General features: G+C 67.0%; 17 protein-coding genes. 7 read left to right on the top strand and 10 right to left on the bottom strand.

Going from position 1 to position 18,095, the window contains the following annotated elements:
* Positions 1 to 198: 198 nt before the first annotated feature.
* Together AC3WP6_RS05755 and AC3WP6_RS05760 are read left to right on the top strand one after the other, a co-directional pair.
* Positions 199 to 768, top strand: coding sequence for a Maf family protein (locus AC3WP6_RS05755; RefSeq protein WP_492626834.1), 570 nt, complete (start codon positions 199 to 201; stop codon positions 766 to 768).
* A gap of 310 nt (positions 769 to 1,078) precedes the next feature.
* Entirely contained in the window at positions 1,079 to 1,378 is a 300-nt protein-coding gene (locus AC3WP6_RS05760; protein ID WP_492626835.1) for a helix-hairpin-helix domain-containing protein, read from the top strand.
* A 78-nt stretch (positions 1,379 to 1,456) separates the two neighbouring features.
* Here the strand turns inward: AC3WP6_RS05760 and AC3WP6_RS05765 are convergent, their stop codons facing one another.
* Complete coding sequence (locus tag AC3WP6_RS05765) at positions 1,457 to 2,200, bottom strand: CPBP family intramembrane glutamic endopeptidase (RefSeq protein ID WP_492626836.1); 744 nt, start codon at positions 2,198 to 2,200, stop codon at positions 1,457 to 1,459.
* A gap of 487 nt (positions 2,201 to 2,687) precedes the next feature.
* Here AC3WP6_RS05765 and AC3WP6_RS05770 point away from each other — a divergent pair, with 487 nt between their 5' ends.
* Positions 2,688 to 4,244 carry a TerC family protein gene (locus AC3WP6_RS05770; RefSeq protein WP_492626837.1) on the top strand — a complete coding sequence of 519 codons (1,557 nt, stop codon included), beginning with the start codon at positions 2,688 to 2,690 and terminating at the stop codon, positions 4,242 to 4,244.
* Between the two features lies 1 nt (position 4,245).
* Here the strand turns inward: AC3WP6_RS05770 and AC3WP6_RS05775 are convergent, their stop codons facing one another.
* Positions 4,246 to 4,641 (bottom strand): MAPEG family protein, encoded by a 396-nt coding sequence (locus AC3WP6_RS05775; RefSeq protein ID WP_492626838.1) that lies wholly within the window; start codon positions 4,639 to 4,641, stop codon positions 4,246 to 4,248.
* Between the two features lie 92 nt (positions 4,642 to 4,733).
* Between AC3WP6_RS05775 and ypfJ the strand changes: the two genes are divergently transcribed.
* Entirely contained in the window at positions 4,734 to 5,588 is an 855-nt protein-coding gene (ypfJ, locus tag AC3WP6_RS05780) for a KPN_02809 family neutral zinc metallopeptidase (RefSeq protein ID WP_492626839.1), read from the top strand.
* A gap of 42 nt (positions 5,589 to 5,630) precedes the next feature.
* Here ypfJ and AC3WP6_RS05785 read toward each other — a convergent pair whose 3' ends face one another.
* Both AC3WP6_RS05785 and AC3WP6_RS05790 read right to left on the bottom strand, forming a co-directional pair.
* Entirely contained in the window at positions 5,631 to 7,463 is a 1,833-nt protein-coding gene (locus AC3WP6_RS05785) for a DEAD/DEAH box helicase (protein ID WP_492626840.1), read from the bottom strand.
* A gap of 166 nt (positions 7,464 to 7,629) precedes the next feature.
* Complete coding sequence (locus AC3WP6_RS05790) at positions 7,630 to 8,949, bottom strand: DEAD/DEAH box helicase (RefSeq protein WP_492626841.1); 1,320 nt, start codon at positions 8,947 to 8,949, stop codon at positions 7,630 to 7,632.
* A 380-nt stretch (positions 8,950 to 9,329) separates the two neighbouring features.
* Here AC3WP6_RS05790 and AC3WP6_RS05795 point away from each other — a divergent pair, with 380 nt between their 5' ends.
* On the top strand, positions 9,330 to 10,565 hold the full coding sequence (locus AC3WP6_RS05795; protein ID WP_492626842.1) for an MFS transporter: 1,236 nt from the start codon (positions 9,330 to 9,332) through the stop codon (positions 10,563 to 10,565).
* A gap of 99 nt (positions 10,566 to 10,664) precedes the next feature.
* Here the strand turns inward: AC3WP6_RS05795 and AC3WP6_RS05800 are convergent, their stop codons facing one another.
* On the bottom strand, positions 10,665 to 12,212 hold the full coding sequence (locus tag AC3WP6_RS05800; RefSeq protein WP_492626843.1) for a M4 family metallopeptidase: 1,548 nt from the start codon (positions 12,210 to 12,212) through the stop codon (positions 10,665 to 10,667).
* Positions 12,213 to 12,446: 234 nt separating this feature from the next.
* Between AC3WP6_RS05800 and AC3WP6_RS05805 the strand changes: the two genes are divergently transcribed.
* A complete protein-coding gene (locus AC3WP6_RS05805; protein WP_492626844.1) occupies positions 12,447 to 12,932 on the top strand; it encodes an FKBP-type peptidyl-prolyl cis-trans isomerase in 486 nt (161 codons plus the stop codon).
* Between the two features lie 801 nt (positions 12,933 to 13,733).
* Here AC3WP6_RS05805 and AC3WP6_RS05810 read toward each other — a convergent pair.
* The 5 genes from AC3WP6_RS05810 to AC3WP6_RS05830 all read right to left on the bottom strand — a co-directional run bounded on the left by AC3WP6_RS05810 (position 13,734) and on the right by AC3WP6_RS05830 (position 17,464).
* A complete protein-coding gene (locus AC3WP6_RS05810) occupies positions 13,734 to 14,237 on the bottom strand; it encodes a C40 family peptidase (protein WP_492626845.1) in 504 nt (167 codons plus the stop codon).
* Positions 14,238 to 14,348: 111 nt separating this feature from the next.
* Positions 14,349 to 15,134 (bottom strand): TonB family protein, encoded by a 786-nt coding sequence (locus tag AC3WP6_RS05815; protein ID WP_492626846.1) that lies wholly within the window; start codon positions 15,132 to 15,134, stop codon positions 14,349 to 14,351.
* Positions 15,110 to 15,568 carry a hypothetical protein gene (locus AC3WP6_RS05820; RefSeq protein ID WP_492626847.1) on the bottom strand — a complete coding sequence of 153 codons (459 nt, stop codon included), beginning with the start codon at positions 15,566 to 15,568 and terminating at the stop codon, positions 15,110 to 15,112. The genes AC3WP6_RS05815 and AC3WP6_RS05820 overlap by 25 nt, the downstream gene beginning before the upstream one ends.
* Before the next feature lies 1 nt (position 15,569).
* Positions 15,570 to 15,953, bottom strand: a complete 384-nt coding sequence (locus tag AC3WP6_RS05825) for a BlaI/MecI/CopY family transcriptional regulator (RefSeq protein WP_492626848.1) — start codon at positions 15,951 to 15,953, stop codon at positions 15,570 to 15,572.
* A gap of 221 nt (positions 15,954 to 16,174) precedes the next feature.
* On the bottom strand, positions 16,175 to 17,464 hold the full coding sequence (locus AC3WP6_RS05830) for a hypothetical protein (protein ID WP_492626849.1): 1,290 nt from the start codon (positions 17,462 to 17,464) through the stop codon (positions 16,175 to 16,177).
* A gap of 293 nt (positions 17,465 to 17,757) precedes the next feature.
* Here AC3WP6_RS05830 and AC3WP6_RS05835 point away from each other — a divergent pair, with 293 nt between their 5' ends.
* Positions 17,758 to 18,045, top strand: a complete 288-nt coding sequence (locus tag AC3WP6_RS05835; RefSeq protein WP_492626850.1) for a hypothetical protein — start codon at positions 17,758 to 17,760, stop codon at positions 18,043 to 18,045.
* Positions 18,046 to 18,095 lie beyond the last annotated feature (50 nt).

An 18,095-nucleotide genomic window follows, 5' to 3' on the forward strand; every position in this document is an offset into this window, starting at 1 on the left:
CCGAGCCCGTGAGGCAAAACCGTTTTGCGGCGAGTTGTGTGACGGCTCGCCGGTGCGTCGTGGTTCCAGGGGCCAAAAGCCGTCATGCCGCGCTGACAAAGCAGGGCGACCGCAGCCGTGTGGGCTGCGGTCGCCTTGCGCGCGGCCGCGCCTGCCCGCATCTTGCACGCTGTCGTCATCGTCGCGCAGGACGCCTGCATGCTTTATCTCGCTTCCCAGTCGCCGCGCCGCCGCGAGCTCTTGACCCAGCTCGGCGTGCCGTTCGAGATCGTCACCGTGGCGGTGCCCGAGGTGCCGCAGGTGAGGGAGTCGCCGCGCGAGTACGTGAGCCGTGTGGCGCGCGACAAGGCACGCGCCGGGCTGGCCGCGTGCAAGGGCATGGCCGATGCGGTGGTGCTCGGCGCAGATACCGAGGTGGTGCTGGATGACGAGGTGTTCGGCAAGCCGCGCGATGCGCACGCGGCGGCAGCGATGCTGCATCGGCTTTCCGGTCGCGCGCACGAGGTGGTTTCCACCGTGTGGTTGCTCAAGGGGCGCCGCGAACGCACGGCTACCTGTGTGTCACAAGTGCGTTTTGCCGAGCTCGACCAAGCCACGATCGCAGCTTACGTCGCCACTGGCGAGTCGATGGGCAAGGCGGGCGCATACGCGATCCAGGGTCGCGGCGCGGCGCTGATCGAACACCTGGATGGCAGTTATTCCGGCGTCATGGGCCTGCCGCTGTTCGAGACGGCGGCATTGCTGCACGAGGCGCGCGTCATCGTCTGAGCGACACGTGGCCGCGCTGTCGAAATCCCGTTTGGACGACTACATACGGAGCGCTCCGTCGGGATGCATCCCGATCCATGGGGTGCGAGGGTTTTGTGGGTGGAGCTTCTGTTCGACTGGCCGACCGCGAGCAGCGTTGTGGGATGAATACTGGCCGGCGGGTCGCGTTGTCCGCCGCGGTGGAAGTTTCCGACGAACCAACCACGCCGTCATTGCCAGCGGGTTGCTCCCGGCGTGGCGATGGTGTGGCCACGGCGAGCGCATGCGCCGCTGCTTGCGTTCCTGCCACCCGCGCCCGCAGGATTGCGCCATGCATCCGTCACGCGTCGTGCGCGAGAACGTTCGTCGTTTCACCGACCTGCCCAACATCGGCCCATCGCTGGCGCGCGATTTCGCGTTGCTTGGTTATCGCGAGCCCGGCGAACTGACCGGGGCCGATCCGCTCGCGCTGTACCGTGCCTTGTGCGCGGCCACCGGCGTGCGCCAGGATCCGTGCGTGCTCGATGTGTTCATGGCGGTCTCGCATTTCCTTGATGGCGGTGCGGCGCTGCCGTGGTGGCACTTCACGGCCGAGCGCAAGCGCCGGCACGGGCAGTTGTTCGGCGCATAGGCAATACGCCTGACAAACCGGGAGTCGGGACACGGCAAAGCACGCTGCCGTTCAACCTGCAGCGAGCGTTCTTGGAGGTCAGTTGCCGGCAAACAGCGTTGCCATCACCAAGAGGTTGTTGCAGGCGTGGGCGATGATGGCCGGCCACAGCGAGCCCGAACGCAGGCGCAGCCAGGCGAACGCAATGCCGAGCAGAACCAGGTTTGGCACTCCGTACCACAACCAGTGCAGGTCGGGCAGGTGGGCCAGCGCAAATGCCAGCGCACTGACCAGCACCGCGGCAAACGGGCGCTGGTGGCGCAGCAGTGCCGAGAGCAGCGCGCCGCGGAACAGCAACTCCTCGGTGAGCGGCCCAAGCGTCACCACCACCACTGCCAGCGCCGTACGCCAGGCGGTATCGGCGGCAGCGCCAAGCTGCTTCACGTCCTGCGGCACCGCGTGGCCGTGGGCCAGCAGTTCGGTCAGGCGCCCGGCGGCGAGTGGCAGCACGAAGCCGAGCGCCACGGCCAGCGCAAGCCAGGCGACGCGGGTTGGGCGCGCGAAACCCAACCCCGGCGGCTTGGCGTGCCGCCACCAGGTGGGCCACAAACGGTGGGCGAGCCACAAGGTTGGCAGCGCCGCGCCAACCAGTACGACGATGGTCAGCGCGCTGCGCAGGGCCGTGTTGTCTGCCAAGAGGTTCGGGTTGCCGTGGCTGAGCGCGATGCCCACCCCGACCGCAATGTTGGCCGCAAAGCCCACGGCCAACTGCAGCGCGAAATAGAACACGATCAGGCCGACCGCACCGCGCAGGTCGGGAAGCCGCGACGAGACGGCAGACACAGTCGGGTTGGGAAAATCCATCGCAGTGGTGACGGTGTGGCAGGCGGCGCCAGCTCGGCACCCATGCCGCAACTTAGCGGCCATCCGTTGCGTGACGCAATCCGACGTTCGGCACAGGTGGAAAGTACTGGCCAGCTGGCCGAACCATGCGGGTGCTGCCGGGCTATGCCTTGGCAGGCGCGTTGTTTGCCCTCGTTCCAAGGATGGTTGGCGGCGATGCCGACCAACCCGACATCTGCCACATGTCTGGACCGGGGCGCCATGTGCAAGCGGGTTTTCGACAATTCGCCATCCCGCGGCGGGTCCATTGGGACAGCAAACTGGCGCCGCATGGCGGGGTTTACAGTCCGGACGGTTTCGCCGCCCACGCTTCCCGATTGCCCTCCGCAGGTGGCGCAGGCGAATCCGGGGGCCAGGCCGATCCGGCGCGGGTCTGCCTGTATAGTGATCAGCCCTTTACCGAGAATCGTGGCGCCGCGCGCTCCCCATGTTCGTTTTCGACTGGCTGGCTGACCCTTCCGCGTGGGCAGGTCTCCTCACCCTGGTGGTGCTGGAGATCGTGCTCGGCATCGACAACCTGGTATTCATTGCGATCCTCGCCGACAGGCTGCCGCCCGGCGAGCGCGACCGGGCGCGGTTGTCCGGGCTGGGCCTGGCGCTGGTCATGCGCCTGCTGCTGCTGGCAGCGGTGGCGTGGCTGGCGCGGCTCACCGCGCCGGTCGTCACCTGGCACGGCGTGAGCCTGTCGTGGCGCGACATCATCCTGCTCGCCGGCGGTGCGTTTTTGCTGTTCAAGGCCACGCTGGAGCTGCACGAGCGGCTCGAAGCGAGCGAAGAGCACGCCGGCAGGAGCGGCGCCGGTGCGCGCTTCTGGCTGGTGGTGGCGCAGATCGTGGCGCTGGATGCGGTGTTTTCGCTCGATTCGGTGATCACCGCGGTCGGCATGGTCAGCCAGCTTTCGATCATGATGCTGGCGGTGGTGATCGCGATGGCGTTGATGATCAGCGCCAGCAAGCCGCTCACCGCATTCGTCAATGCGCGGCCGACGGTCGTGATCCTGTGCCTGTCGTTCCTGCTGATGATCGGCTTCAGCCTGATCGCGGAAGGTTTCGGGTTCCACATCCCCAAGGGTTACCTGTACGCCGCGATCGGCTTCTCGATCATGATCGAGGCGTTCAACCAGACCATGCGCCGCAACCGCCGGCGCAGCCTGTTCGGCGGCGCGCGCAATCTGCGCGACCGCACCGCGCAGGCCGTGCTGCGGCTGCTTGGCGCCGGCGGCGCGGAGGAAGACGAGGCGCCGCCGGCCGACGCGGCGGCACCGGTGCCGACGACCGGTGCGGTGTTCGGCAAGGACGAGCTGGCGATGGTGCAGGGCGTGCTCGACCTCGCGCACCGGCCGGTGCGTTCGATCATGACGCCACGCCCGGAAATCAGCTGGATCGATCCGCGGGAAGAAGCCGGCAAGCTGCGCGAGGAGGTGACGGCTTCCAGTCACCACTGGCTGCCGGTCGCCGGCGAGGATCTCGACCAGCTCGTCGGGGTCGCCACTTCGCGCGACCTGCTCGCGAGCCTGCTCGAACACGGCTACATCGACGTCGAGCGCGTGGTGCGCAAGCCGATGACGGTGCTGGAATCGCTCAGCGTGCTGCGCTTGATCGAGGAATTCCGTCGCGCGTCGCTGCAGGTGGCGCTGGTGGTGGACGAGTATGGCAGCGTGCTCGGCATGGTCACCCCCGCCGACGTGCTCGGCGTGATCGCGGGCGAGTTTCCGGACGAGGAAGGCGGCGACCCGGCGGCGGTGCAGGAGGTCGACGGCGCTTGGCTGCTCGACGCCAGCCTCGATCTGCGTCGGGTGGAGCACCTGCTCGGCCAGCGGTTGCCCAGCGAGGACGGGTTCTCCACCCTCGCCGGTTACGTGCTCGAACACCTGGGCCGCCTGCCGGCGGTGGGCGACCGGCTGGAGCGAGATGGCCTCGGGTTCGAGGTGACCGCGATGGACGGCGCGCGCATCGACCGCCTGCGCGTGCGTCCCGCCACCTGATTCAGGCGCCGAACACGGCGCGCCCGGTGCCGACGAAGGCCAGCACCAGGGTGGCCAGCCACGCGAGCGTGCCGAGCATGAAGCCCCCCTCGCGTTTGGCCGGGTCGCGCATGTAGGCCGACGCATACCACACGCGTGCCACGATCCACGCGATCCCGGCGATGCCGGCCCAGCGGTCCATGCCGAAGTGCGCCGCCAGCCACAGCGTCGGCAGGAACAGCACGCTGGCCTCCAGCGTGTTCATCTGCACCCGGAACGCGCGGTCGAACGCGGGGTGGCCGCTGGTGGCCGGCGCCTGGATGCCGTAGCGCATGCGGGCGCGGCCCACCATCATGGCGGTGGCGGCCAGCAGCAGGATCGCCAGCAGGGTGACCACGGCGGGAAGTTGTTCAAGCATGACGGATCTCGGTGGATGAAAGCTGCACTGTAGCGGCCGCGCCACGTGCGGCGTTATCGTCGCTGGCACGGCACCCCCGGGCGGAGACGCGGATGGACTGGAACAAGGGCGAAACCAGCAACAACGTCGAGGTGAACCCCGGCGGCGGCGGCCCGCGCTTTGGCGGCGGCGGGCGCATGGGCATTGGCGGCCTGATCGTGTTGGCCATCATCGGCTGGGTGTTCTTCAAGAATCCGCTGGCGTTGCTCGACCAGAGCGGGCAATACGGCGCGCAACCGGCCGGCAACGCCACCACGCAGGTCGACCCGCAGCAAAAGCTGTTCGTGGAGAAGATTCTCGGTTCCACCGAGAAAACCTGGGGCGATATCTTTGCCGCCAACGGCGGCACCTACGTCGACCCGAAGCTCGATCTCTTCAGCGGCAGCGTTGCCACCGCCTGCGGCAACGCCTCCGCCGCCGTCGGGCCGTTCTATTGCCCCGGCGACCAGCGCATCTATCTCGATCTGGATTTCTTCCACGAGCTTGGCGACCGTTTCCACGCCAGCGGCGATTTCGCGCGCGCCTACGTGATCGCCCACGAGGTCGGCCACCACGTGCAGAACGAGCTGGGAGTGTTCGCCAAGGTGAAGCAGCTGCAGGCGAAGGGCGTGCCGATGGAGGGCGCCGATGGCCTCTCCGTGCGCCAGGAACTGCAGGCCGATTGCCTGGCCGGGGTGTGGGCCAACCGCAGCGAGCAGCGCCTGCAATGGCTGCAGCCCGGCGACGTCGAGGCCGCACTCAATGCGGCCAGCCAGATCGGCGACGACACCCTGCAGCGCGAGGCACGCGGCACCGTGGTGCCGGACTCCTTCACCCATGGCACCTCGGCGCAGCGCGTGAAGTGGTTCAAGACCGGCATGCAGGGCGGCGACGTCGGCAGTTGCAACACGTTTGCCGGGCCGGTGTAGGGGCGCAGCCAGGCTGGACCGGGGCAGGCGCCGGCCCCGCGGCTATTTCGAGCTCGCCGGTTTGCCGCCGTGGGCGTGCGGCTTGCGCGGGCCGGGTTTGAAGCCGCCGGTCTTGCGGAAACCGCCGGGGCGCCGCGCGGGGTGCACGTCGTGGGCGGTGTCGGCCAGGGTATCGGCCTCCTTGCCGTCCCACGGTTCGATGTGCAGTTGCTGGCGCACTACCCACACCTTTTTCAGGTGCTCGAAGATTTCCTTCGGCATGCCTTCGGGCAGGTCGATCAGGCTGTAGTTGCCGCGGATCGACAGGCGGCCGATGTACTGGCTGTCCAGCCCGGCCTCGTTGGCAATGGCGCCGATGATGTTGCCCGGCTTCACGCCGTGCTCGTGGCCGACGGCAATGCGATAGGTGGTCTTGCCCGCTTCCGTCGCGTGCGGACGCAGCGGGCCGGTGGACGCACGCGGCGCGCGCTCGGGCTTTTCGCGTCGTTCGGTGTGTTCGTGTGCCGTGTGCTCGCGCGGTGCCGGTTCGCGCTTGGGTGGCGGCGCCAGCAGCAGCGGACGGTCGCCCTGTGCGATGCGCGCGAGCGCGGCGGCGATCTCGCTCGCCGGCACGTCGTGTTCGGCCTCGTATTGCTCCACCAGTTGCTGGAACAGGTCCAGCTCGCCCTTGGCCAGCGTATCGCTGATGCGCTGCTTGAACTTGGCGATGCGCACGTCGTTCACCGCGTCGACGCTCGGCAGCTTCATCTCGTCGATCTTCTGCCGGGTGGCGCGCTCGATCGCGCGCAGCATGCCTTTTTCGCGCGGGGTGACGAACAGGATCGCCTCGCCGCTGCGCCCGGCGCGGCCGGTGCGACCGATGCGGTGCACGTAGCTCTCGGTGTCGTACGGGATGTCGTAGTTCAGCACGTGGCTGATGCGCTCCACGTCCAGCCCGCGCGCGGCGACGTCGGTGGCGACGAGGATGTCGAGCTTGCCGTCGCGCAACTGCTGGATCACGCGCTCGCGCTGCGCCTGGGCAATGTCGCCGTTGATTGCCGCCGCCGCAAAGCCGCGTGCAGCGAGTTTCTCTGCCAGCTCCTCGGTCGCCAGCTTGGTGCGCGCAAACACGATCATCGCGTCGAACGGCTCGGCCTCGAGGATGCGGGTCATCGCATCCAGCTTGTGCATCCCGCTGACAAACCAGTAGCGCTGATGGATGTTGGCGGCGGTGGCAGTGGCGGATTTGATGATGACTTCCACCGGCTCGCGCAGGTGCTTTTGCGCGATCTTGCGGATCTGGGTCGGCATGGTGGCCGAGAACAGCGCCACCTGGCGCGTGGGCGGCGTCACCTCGAACACTTTTTCCACGTCGTCGATGAAACCCATGCGCAGCATTTCGTCGGCTTCGTCGAGCACCAGGTATTTCAGTTCGGAAAGATCCAGCGTGCCCTTGTCCAGATGGTCAAGCACGCGACCCGGCGTGCCGACGATGATGTGCACGCCGCGGCGCAGCGCGTGCAGTTGCGGGCCGTAGCTCTGGCCGCCGTAGATCGGCAGGATCTGCAGCCCCGGCAAGTGCGCGGCGTAGCTCTGGAATGCCTCGGCCACCTGGATCGCCAGCTCGCGCGTGGGCGCCAGCACCAGCGCCTGCGGCTTGCCCGGCTTCAATTCGATGCGCGAGAGGATCGGCAGTGCAAAGGCAGCCGTCTTGCCAGTGCCGGTCTGCGCCTGACCCAGCACGTCGCGGCCTTCCAGCAGCGGCGGAATGGTGGCGGCCTGGATCGGCGTCGGCGCCTCGTAGCCGAGATCGACCAGGGCCTGGCGAATCTCGGGCGACAGCGCAAGCGCGCCAAAGCCGGTCGCGACCGGGGCGGAATCATTGGGGGCAGACATGGACAGACCTCGGCGTGGCACGCGCGGGCGCGTGCGAGAACAGGCGGCATTGTAGCGAGCGCCGGCGTGAAGCCGGCGGCTCGGACGAGTGGTTCGCAGCCGACGGGGAGCGCGAACACCGCGACTCACGCGGTGTTCGTGGTCAACCGGCGACTACGACGATGAATCAGGCTTTGGCCGCGGGGCGGTGCGGGTTGCGGCGCTTGCGGTGAGCGGCGGCATGCTCGCCGTTGCCGGCCTGCATCGGGCGGCCGTGCGGACGTGCCGCGGTCTTGTTCTGCTGGCGCTGCGGCGAGCGCGGCTGGCGCTGGCCCTGCTTCGGGCGCGGCGCGCCGGCGTCGGTGCGCAGCGGGGTCGAGGGCTCGAAGCCGGCCACTTCGGTCACCGTGATCTCGTCCTTCAGCAGCTTGCGGATGTCGCGCAACAAGCCGGCCTCCTCGTGGCTCACCAGCGACACCGCCACGCCGTCGCTGCCGGCGCGGCCGGTGCGGCCGATGCGGTGGATGTAGTCCTCGGCCACCATCGGCAGGTCGTAGTTGATGACCATCGGCAACTGCTCGATGTCGATGCCGCGCGCGGCAATGTCGGTCGCCACCAGCACGGTGACACGGCCGCTCTTGAAATCGCCCAGCGCACGCGTGCGGGCGTTCTGGCTCTTGTTGCCGTGGATCGCCGCGGCGCGCACGCCATATTGTTCGAGGTACTTCACCAGCTTGTCGGCACCATGCTTGGTGCGCGAGAACACCAGCGTCTGCCGGCGCGAATCCTCGGCCAGCACGTGCAGCAAGAGGTCGCGCTTTTTCTCCGCATCCACCGGATGCACGCGGTGGCTGACGGTGGCGGCCACGGTGTTCGGCGGTGTTACCGACACCTCGCGCGGGTTGCGCATGAAGTGCAGTGCGAGCTGCTTGATCTCCGGCGCGAAGGTGGCCGAGAACAGCAGCGTCTGACGCTGCTTGGGCAGCGCCGCCAGGATGCGCTTGAGCGCCGGCAAAAAGCCCATGTCGAGCATGCGGTCGGCTTCGTCCAGCACCAGCGTGCGGACGCCGGAAAGATCGACGTTGCGCTGCTGCATGTGGTCGATCAGCCGCCCCGGCGTGGCCACGACGATGTCGACGCCGCGGCGCAGCGCGGTGATCTGCGGGTTCATGCCGACACCGCCAAAGATCGTGGTGGCGCTGACCTTGAGGTACTTGCCGTAGGCCTGGACGTTGTCGAGGATCTGCGCCGCCAGCTCGCGCGTGGGAGTGAGCACCAGCGCATGCGGGCGGCGCGACGGCGCGTGCGGGCCGTCGGCCAGCTGCTGTAGCAACGGCAGCGCGAAGGCGGCGGTCTTGCCGGTGCCGGTCTGCGCGGCGGCCAACAGGTCGTGGCCTTCCAGCACCAGCGGAATGGAACCGGCCTGTACCGGCGTGGGTTCGGCGTAGCCGTGATCGGCAAGCGCGCGCAACAACGCGGGCACGAGGCCCAGCGATTCGAATGACATGAATAAGCTCCTGTGCAACCCGGAGCATTCATGCGAAAGCCGTGTTGCGGATAAGTAACGAAGGGGCGGCGATGCCGCCGACGGCGGGGAAACCGTGCGCGGATTGTAGCCGAAGTGTCACCCGGCGTGGGGACGCCGGCGTGGTGCGTTCAGCTGGCAACCGTTTGCGCTGGACAACATCCCTAGGCCGGACCTCAGTCCGCCGGGCTTTGCGTGGGGGGATTTCGCCGAATCCCCAATCCCAGCTTCATGGCGCATCACTCCGGCCGCCGCGCCGCGCGCACAAGGCCGGACGGGATGCTCGCAAGGCGACGCTCGCAGCCGCTTGCGTTCCTGCCGCCCCCGCTCCTAGCCTGCAATCTCGATTTGGGGAGGCCGGCATGTCGTTGTGGTCATCGCTGCGCGAACTGAACATTGACCAGCGCCATACGGTGCTGGCGAGTTTTCTCGGCTGGATGCTGGATGCGTTCGATTACTTCCTGCTCACTGTCGTCATCGTGGCGATTGCGCGCGAGTTTTCGGCCAGCACCACCGAAGTCACGGTGGCGCTCACGCTGACGCTCGCGGCCCGGCCGCTTGGCGCGCTGATCTTCGGTCGCCTCGCCGACCGCTACGGCCGGCGTCCGATCCTGATGCTCGACGTGGTGCTGTTCTCGGTGTTCGAGCTGGCCACCGCGTTTTCCACCTCGCTGCCGATGCTGCTGGTGCTGCGCTTTTTGTTCGGCATCGCGATGGGCGGCGAGTGGGGCATCGGCGCGTCGCTGGCGATGGAGGCAATCCCGCCCAGGTCGCGCGGCATCGTGTCCGGGCTGCTGCAAAGCGGCTACCCCTGCGGGTTTTTCCTCGCCGCGCTGGTCAACTGGTTGCTGATCGACGCGATCGGCTGGCGTGGACTGTTCATCGTCGGTGCGTTGCCGGCGCTGCTGGTGCTGTACGTGCGCGCCAAGGTGCCGGAGTCGCCGGTGTGGCAGGCAAACCGCCACGCGCATGGCCGTGTCGGCGTGCGCGTGGCGATGCGCGGGCACTGGAAACTGTTCGGCTACATGATCGTGCTGATGTGCGCATTCAACGCCTTCAGCCACGGCTCGCAGGACATGTACCACACTTTCGAGGAGCTCAACCTGCACCTGCCGACCGGCTCGGGTACGGCGTTCCTGCTGGTGGCGCTGCTGAATCTCGGCGCGCTCGTCGGCGGCGTGTTCTTCGGCGCGTGGTCGGAAAAGATCGGCCGGCGGCGGGCGATGATGGTGGCCGCACTGCTTGCCATTCCGGTGATTCCGCTGTGGACGCACGGCGGCTCGCTGCTGCTGCTCGGCCTCGGCGCGTTTCTCATCCAGGTGATGGTGCAGGGGGCGTGGGGCGTGGTGCCGACCCATCTGAACGAGCTCTCGCCCGATGCCGTGCGCGGCACCTTGCCCGGGTTTGCCTACCAGCTCGGCAATCTCCTGGCGGCCGGCACCGCCACCGCGCAGGCGTGGGTCGCGCATCAGCATGGCGGCGACTTCGGCTATGCGATGGGGGTATGGCTCGCCGTCGTTGCCGTGGTGCTGACGCTGCTGGTGTGGCTCGGGCCGGAGGCGCGCGGCGTGCGCTTTGGCGACACACCGGCGCCCTGATCGGAGAGTGGTGGCCGTTGCGGGCCACTGGTTGTGGTGTTGTCACTCGGGAAAAAGCGGGTCGGCCTCCCGGTCGACCCGCTTGCCGTTCATTGCAACTTACTGGCAGGTGACGCCGACGGCCTTGAATGCCGCGGTGACATCGGCGGCCGGATAGCCGTAGTCGCCGGCAGCGCTGACCACGCCGCACGCACCCGAGTTGAAGGTCGACGTGGCAGTCCAATACAACGCGTTGGCGCGCTCGAACACCTCGAACGCCTTTTTCGTGTTCCAGGTCGAGGTTGTGGCCAGCGTGCAGTAGGCCTTGTTGTACACGCCACTGGAGTAGTGCACGTCCAGTCCGCTGGTGTAGTTGGCAGCGTTGTCGATTGAACTGCCGTCCTTGGTAGGGGTGCACATCCAGCGCAGGGCGGTACCGCTCTTGATGATGTCCGCACCCACCAGCCAGTCGTTGCTGCCGCGATCGAAATACTCGGCGGCCTCGCCGGCCATGTCCGAGAACGCCTCGTTCATGCCGCCGGATTGGCCCGAGTACTGCAGTCCGGAATGCTGCTCGGTGAAGCCGTGGCTGATCTCGTGGCTGGTCACGTCCAGCGCGGTCAGCGGGTAGAAGTAGCTGGCGCCGTCGCCGAAGTTCATCGAGGTGCCATTCCAGAAGGCGTTTTCGTAGTTGCGGCCGTAGTGCACGTTCATCACCAGCGCGAAGCTCAGCGGCGGGGCGCCGAACCAGTTGTGGTACATGTCGTGCACGACGCCGCCGAAGTGGTGGGCGTCGTTGATCGGCGAGTATGCGCCATTGACGCCGTCGCCGCTGCTGGTCGGGCAGATGAAGCTCCACAGCGTGCTTTTGCGCGTGCTGCCGGCCATGTTGTTGGTCGTCACGTCCGGGTTGTTCATGTAGCAGGTGGAGCCCGACTGGGTGACGGCGAGCGAGGGGAATTGCACCCCGTAGGTGTACCGCCCGGTCTTCAGGTTTCCGCCGTCGCCGGTGGCGAGCGCCGCGGTGCCGGTACCGCCGCCACCGCTGCCCGGCTTGCGGGTGGTCAGGCCTTCCCAGCTTTGCAGCACTTCGCCGGTGACGGCATCGACGATCGCGGTCGGGCGCGACGGCGCATCGTTGCGGTCGACAAAGAAAGACGTGAGATAGGCCAGGCGCGCGCGCGGGCCCTCGGCATACACGTACAGGTCGCTTTGCGCATGGTGGATGTCGCTGTCCTGCACACCGTTCACGCCGATGCCGAGCGGCAGTATCCCGGCATGGCCGCGCAGGATGGCGACGGCCTGGGCGGCGCCGATGGCCGGGGCGACCGAGGCAACGTCTGCGGCAATACCGCGTGAAACTTCGCCATCGACGCCAAGCACATTGCCGCTGGCGTCGCGCTCCACCACCACGCTGCGCCCATACACCGGGATGCCGCGGAACATCTGTTGCTCGCGGGTTTTCGACGTGCCCCGATTGGTATGTGCCTGCAGACGCGGTGACAACGACGCGGCGTTGTCGAGCCCGATCCGGTTGGCGAGTGCCGCCGCACCGATCGGCCCCATGGCTTGGGTGTGCACCCGAGCATGGGTGGCAGCGTCGGTCGTGGATACGGCAGCGAAGCCGATGGCACCAAGCAGTGCCACGGCAAGTGGTTTGTACACCATGGATACTCCCCTCATCAGAAATGATTGGGCGGCTCCAACGGCTCCCCTTAGCCGCTGGACTGCGCCCGACGTGCCCGGCGCCCGCAAGTGTTTACGGGTCTGTTTCGGGCTGAAAGAAGTTACGCCACGACTACCGACCCTGTCACCACGCATCGCAGCAACCTGCGGCACCCGGCGCGTGCGGTTCGTCCGCTGTTACACTTGCAGGCTTGTTTAAACCTGACGGGACTGGCAATGAAGGCTGGCAAGGACAAAGTCGTCGCACTGCACTACACGCTGAGCGTCGATGGCGCACAGGTCGAAAGCTCGCACGATCGCAACGAACCGTTGTGGATCCTGCTTGGTCACGGCCAGCTGATTCCGGGTCTGGAAAAAGCGCTCGAAGACCACGAGGCTGGCGATGCCGTCAAGGCGACGATTGCGCCGGAGGACGGCTACGGCGAGCGCCGCGAGGGTCAGATCCAGCGGGTGCCGAAAAAATATTTCCAGGATGCCAAACACCTTAAGCCCGGCATGGCTACCGTGCTTGCGCTGAAGGAAGGTGGCCACCGCGCAGTGACCGTGCACAAGGTCGGCATGAGCACGGTCGACGTCGACTTGAACCACCCGATGGCCGGCAAGACGCTGGATTTCGACGTCACGTTGCAGGAAGTGCGTGAGGCGACGAAGGAAGAACTCGAACACGGCCACGCACACCCGGATGGCGTCGCCGAGCATTGATTTGATCGATTCCGCAGGGATGGAACAAGACGGCGCCGTTGGGCGCCGTCTTGTTTTTGCCCTACGGCAATCAGGCGGCATGTTCTCGCCGCGCTTGACAATTTCGCATGGTGGGAACGCCTGCAACAGGGTGCGCGCGTATTTCGGCAGCGTGTTGGCACTACACCCAGTGGGTCGGGCTTCGGCCCGACAGGTTGTGGGCTGCGGGTGCGCGGGTGAGCTGCGGGGTTTTCCGTCGGCACCTCCGTGTACCGGTGGAAAGCTGGCCCGCCTTCGTGCGTGCCATCCTTGCGGACGATCGGCATCCCACCCGCCGCCCCATAGGGGCCCCACCACAGCAGGCGCGCGTCCGCGCGCCCGAAGCAGAGCAGCTACGCCCCACCGGCTGCAGGACGGGCGATGCTTTTGCTCTTGGCGCGCACGATGCGCGCCGCTTTTCCCGGGGCCCCGCCTCACGGACTTTTGGCCCATGGATGGGCAAAAAGCGCCGCTGCAGGATGCCGTTTCTCTTTGGCTGCTTTCTCTCGCGCAAACGAGAGAAAGTAGCTCGCGCGCCCGCAGGGCGCACGAAACCGCTCTGATGCCGCATCAACCACGGACGTCGCACCGCAGGCGGCCGTCTGGTAAGCACTGCAGCTATCCAGCCAACGGCCCGCCAGGATAATCCCGGTTTGCAAGCTGTGGTGTGAGACGCACGTTTGACGGATGCACGAAACGTCTCGATGCAGCGCGCGTCGTGAAAAAGCGGAGCGACGCGTATCGCCCAATCGCCAGCGCGTCGAGCCGAGGCGCGCGCCTGCCTCAGTTCAGCACCCTTCGCCCGTATGCGAAATGTTCGCCCCAGTAGGCACCATCGAGATCGTCCAGGCGCACGGTGCCACCGGTGTTGGGCGCATGCACGAAGCGGCCTTTGCCGACGTAGACGCCGACGTGGCTGATGTGGCCGCCGATGTCGAAGAACACCAGATCACCGCTGACGAGGTGGGTCATGCGCTTGACCTTCTTGGCATCCATGTCGGCCATGGCGCTTGAGGTGCGCGGCAGTTCCAGCCCGGTCGAAGTGCGGTAGATGTAGTCGACGAGGCCGCTGCAGTCGAAACCGCCGGCGGGGCTGTTGCCGCCGTAGCGATAGGGCGTGCCGACCAGGGCCATGGCGCGGAATAGCACGTCGTTTGCCGTGGCGGCGTCGCCCGTGGGCGCGCGCGCCGGTTCGTTTGCCAATGCCGATGGCGTTGGCCGGCGCGGGGCGCTGCTGCAGGCCGCGAGCAATGCGAGCGCCAACGCCAGCGCGGCCTGCTGTGCCATACGGCGGGAGGGGAGGAATCGGGGAGGAGACGGAGCGTTCACGTGACAACCTCGGCAAACGTTGTGCCGAGGTTATCAAGCTTGCAAACCTTCTTCAAATCAAATGATTGCTTACGACTTTGAACCTGGTTTCTTGTCTTCGAGCGGCGAGATGCTGAATTGCACCGGTACGCGCGCGACGCCTTCGACCACCTTGCCGTTCTCAAGCTTGGGTTGGAAATGCCATTGCCGTGCGGCATCGGTGGCGGCGGCGATCAGGTCGGCCGAGTTGGTTGTGCTGTGCTGTGGATCGAAGTTGACGGTGCCCACGGAACCATCCGGGTGCACTTGCACCAGCAGCATCACGGTGCCTTGTTCGGCGCCCTTGATCGCCGCTGCCGGGTAGCGCGGCTGGATCGTCTGGTTGTAATCGAGATTGCTGGCGGCGGGGTGGTTTTGGCCGGTTGCCTGCGCGGCGAACACACTGCCGACTAGGAGCGCGGCCAGCAGGGCATGGCCGGCGAGACGGCGCCGGGCACCGACATGATGACGCTGGATCATGGTGAGTCGTTCCTTGAGTTGCGCCCCGGTCGACCAGGGGATCAGCGCCGAAACCGGGGCGATGCCAGCGCTGTGCAGCAGGGTGCGGGCGTAGCCGGCAGCGTCGTGCGGCGTGCTGCGCAGTACGCGCTCGTCGCAGGCGAGTTCCATGTCCAGCCGGAATCGGACGCGGGCGATCCATGCCAGGGGATGAAACCAGAGCAAGGCGAACGTGGCCTCGGCGAGCAACATCCACAGCGCGTCGCCATGGTGCAGGTGCGACAACTCGTGATGCAGCACGAAACGCCGTTGGTCCGCATCGAAACGCTGCGCGAAATCGGTCGGCAGCAGGATTACGCTGCGTGGCGCCCACAGCACGGCTGGGCCGGCAGGGTGTGTGTGCGCACGCGGTGCAGCACGGCGGCGCCAAGATCGCGGCGCAAGCTGGCGGCGAACGATGCGGGAAGCGCTCGACTCGCGCGATGCACGCGGAGGTAATGCACCAGCAGGCGCATCAGCATGGTCGCGACGCCGGCCATCCACACGATGCACCACCATGGGAGGCCGGCTTGGTCGCTGGCGGTGGTGATCGTCGACAGCACTGGGCCCGGCAGGGAGGTGACCAACGGCAAGTGCAGTCGGGGGATCGGTAGCGCCGGCAGCCACGGCATCCCCATGGCGAGCGGAAGCAGCCACCACAGGCCCAATGCGGGGCCGGCGCCAGCCAGTCGTCGCATGACGCGACGGCCGGTCAACACCACCACCAGCGCAACGCTGACGGCGTACAGCGCGAGCAACAGTTGGGCGGTCATGTCAGCGGCCCTTCGCGTCGATGCGTGCGAGCAGCTTGCGCAGCTCAGCCACGTCCTTGGCCGAGAGCTTTTCATGTTCGCTGAAATGCGCGAGCAGCGGGCTGAGCTTGCCGCCGAATACGCGATCGAGCAGGTTGCGACTTTCCTGCGATTGCCACGCGTCGCGCGTGATGCGTGGGGTGTAGAGGTAACGCCGGCCGTCTTTGCTTGCCGCGATGGCGCCTTTCGCCAGCAGGCGGCCGATCAGGGTGCGGATGGTCTTTTCCTGCCAGTCGCTGGTGGCGAGCAGTGCGGCGACGATTTCCTCCGAGCTTTGCGGCGCGTGCTGCCAGAGCAGCGTCATGACATGGCTTTCGGCTTCGCTGATGGAAATGTCTGCGGACATGCAGCACCTTTGCCTACGAATGTAATCTGTCATTGAAACTACGCTCGTAATTGTCTGGATGCAAGGGGCGGGCGGAAAGATTTCTGCCGTGCAGCGGCTGGTGCGGTGGCGTGACTCGCCAGAAAACTGGCGAGAGGTATTCCCGGTGCGGGATCAGGACGCGACTCTCCAGAGGGTGTCGTGATCCCACGCCCACAAAAGGGCGAACTCCGCCACTGGGGTTACTTCACGTTGATCGACCACGTGCCCAGTGTTCGGCCGGCGGCATCGCTGGCGCGCAGTTGGTAACCGCCTGGGTGCAGGTAGAGCCGGCTGTTGGCCGGGGCCTGGAAGAAGGCGTAGCGGTCGGCGGCGACCGCATCAGCGGATTCGTCGGCGTGACGCGCCTCGACGAGGCACGGTAGGTGGTTGGCGCACAGTGCGGTGGTGATCGGATAGGCGTGCCGCGTGCCGCCCAGCGTGAGCCAGTCCGGCCGCTTGCGCCCGTATGCGGGCGGCAGGATCACGCTGATGTCGTGGCGTTTCGGGTCGGCGCTCCACAAGGCATCTTCGCCTTGCACCTGCAGCACGACCGGCGTGTGCGATGGCCAGGCGGCCGCCACCCAGCGGTAGATGCTGTGCGGCGGTTCCGGGCGGATTTCGCGAAACATCGTCTGGTCGATCGACAGCGGCTCGATGCCGGTCAGCGCCTTGAGCCGCATCGCCATCGGCGTTACCGGCCCCAGCTCGCCGGGCGCCTTGTCGAGGTGGGCGTAGCCGACCAGCGCGAACAGGCGCGCCGACGGGTTGTGGGCAAACACGCGCTGGTAGAGGTTCTCCGCCTGTGCCAGGTCGCGATCCGGCGCCGGGTCGGTGGGGTCGTACGGCACCAGCGTGTAACCCAGCCGGATCGCTTCGCGCACGATCTCGCCATACAGCGGTTCGTGCAGGTATTCCGTGCCGCTGGATACGAGCGGGTAGCCGCGTTGCGCCAAGGTCTTGCCGTCCTCGGTCAAGGCTTCGGCGGCGAAGTGGTCGAAACCCAATGCACGCAGGCGCGGCAGGAGCTGCAGCACCAGCTCGCGGGTGTGCGCATCGTGGTGGGCTTCATTGATCAGCACCAATCGCCGTCCGGTGGCCGCCTGTGCAATGGCTGGCGCTGCCGGTAGCGCGTCGGCCACGCGTCGCGGATCGACGAAATCGCGGTAGTCGATGCGCTCAACCGTGGGCAACGTGCGCGGCATGGGCAGGGCTATGGTGGGTAGTTCGCGCTGGTCGAAGGGAAAATCCTCGAGTGCTTGCCGGTAGCGCCCGAGCTCGGCGTCGGTGCTGGCGAGGAGCTGGCGTGCGAAGACCTGTTCGACCGGTGCCAGGCGCGGCATTTCCGCCAGCAGAAACTGGCGCCGTGCGAGGGCGCCGGGTTGTGCCGCGTAGTGGCGGAAGAACGACAGGCGCGATTGCGCGGGGGCACTGCTTGCCAGCGCCAGGAGAACCAGGCCGAGTACATGGTGCACGTGCCAGCGGGGGAACATGGATGCATCTCCGAGCCGGGTTGCGAGGTTAGCCTGCATGGTGCCGCGCCACGGTTCAAGCGCCACGCGCAGTGTGATGTGCCCCGCCGCGGGCGTGCCATGCGAGCGCGCGTCAAAGGCCTCGTTGCCATCAAGCTGAAGGCGCGATATCCGCTCCGCAAGATTGCGCAAAAAGTCCCGTTCTGTTCAGCCTCCGTATCTGATCGTTGCCGCCTTATAGGCGCCGTCGCGCCACCCGTCGTGCCGGGTTCCGGCCGGGTCCGCGATACAACAATATTTCGAGGTTCACCATCATGATGCGTAAACTTGCGATCGCTACCTTGCTTGCTGCTGGCGTTGCCCTGTCCGGTTCCGTGCTGGCCCAAGAGGCGGCGCCGCAACAGGCTGCACCTGCTGCCGCACAGCAGGCCGCTCCTGCTCCGGAACAGGCCGCCCCGGCTGCCACGGAGAACAAGACTGCCGAGCATCACAAGGCTGCCAAGCACCACCACAAGGCTGCCAAGCACCACAAGAAGGCGGCGAAGAAGGCGGCTGCAGAGGGTGCAGCCGCTCCGGCCGAGACCCCGGCCAGCGCTGGCTGAGCTTCGGGTTCATGCAACAAGAAAGCCGCCGGCCTTGCGCCGGCGGTTTT

This window comes from Rhodanobacter sp. FW106-HT46G03, from assembly GCF_058789895.1.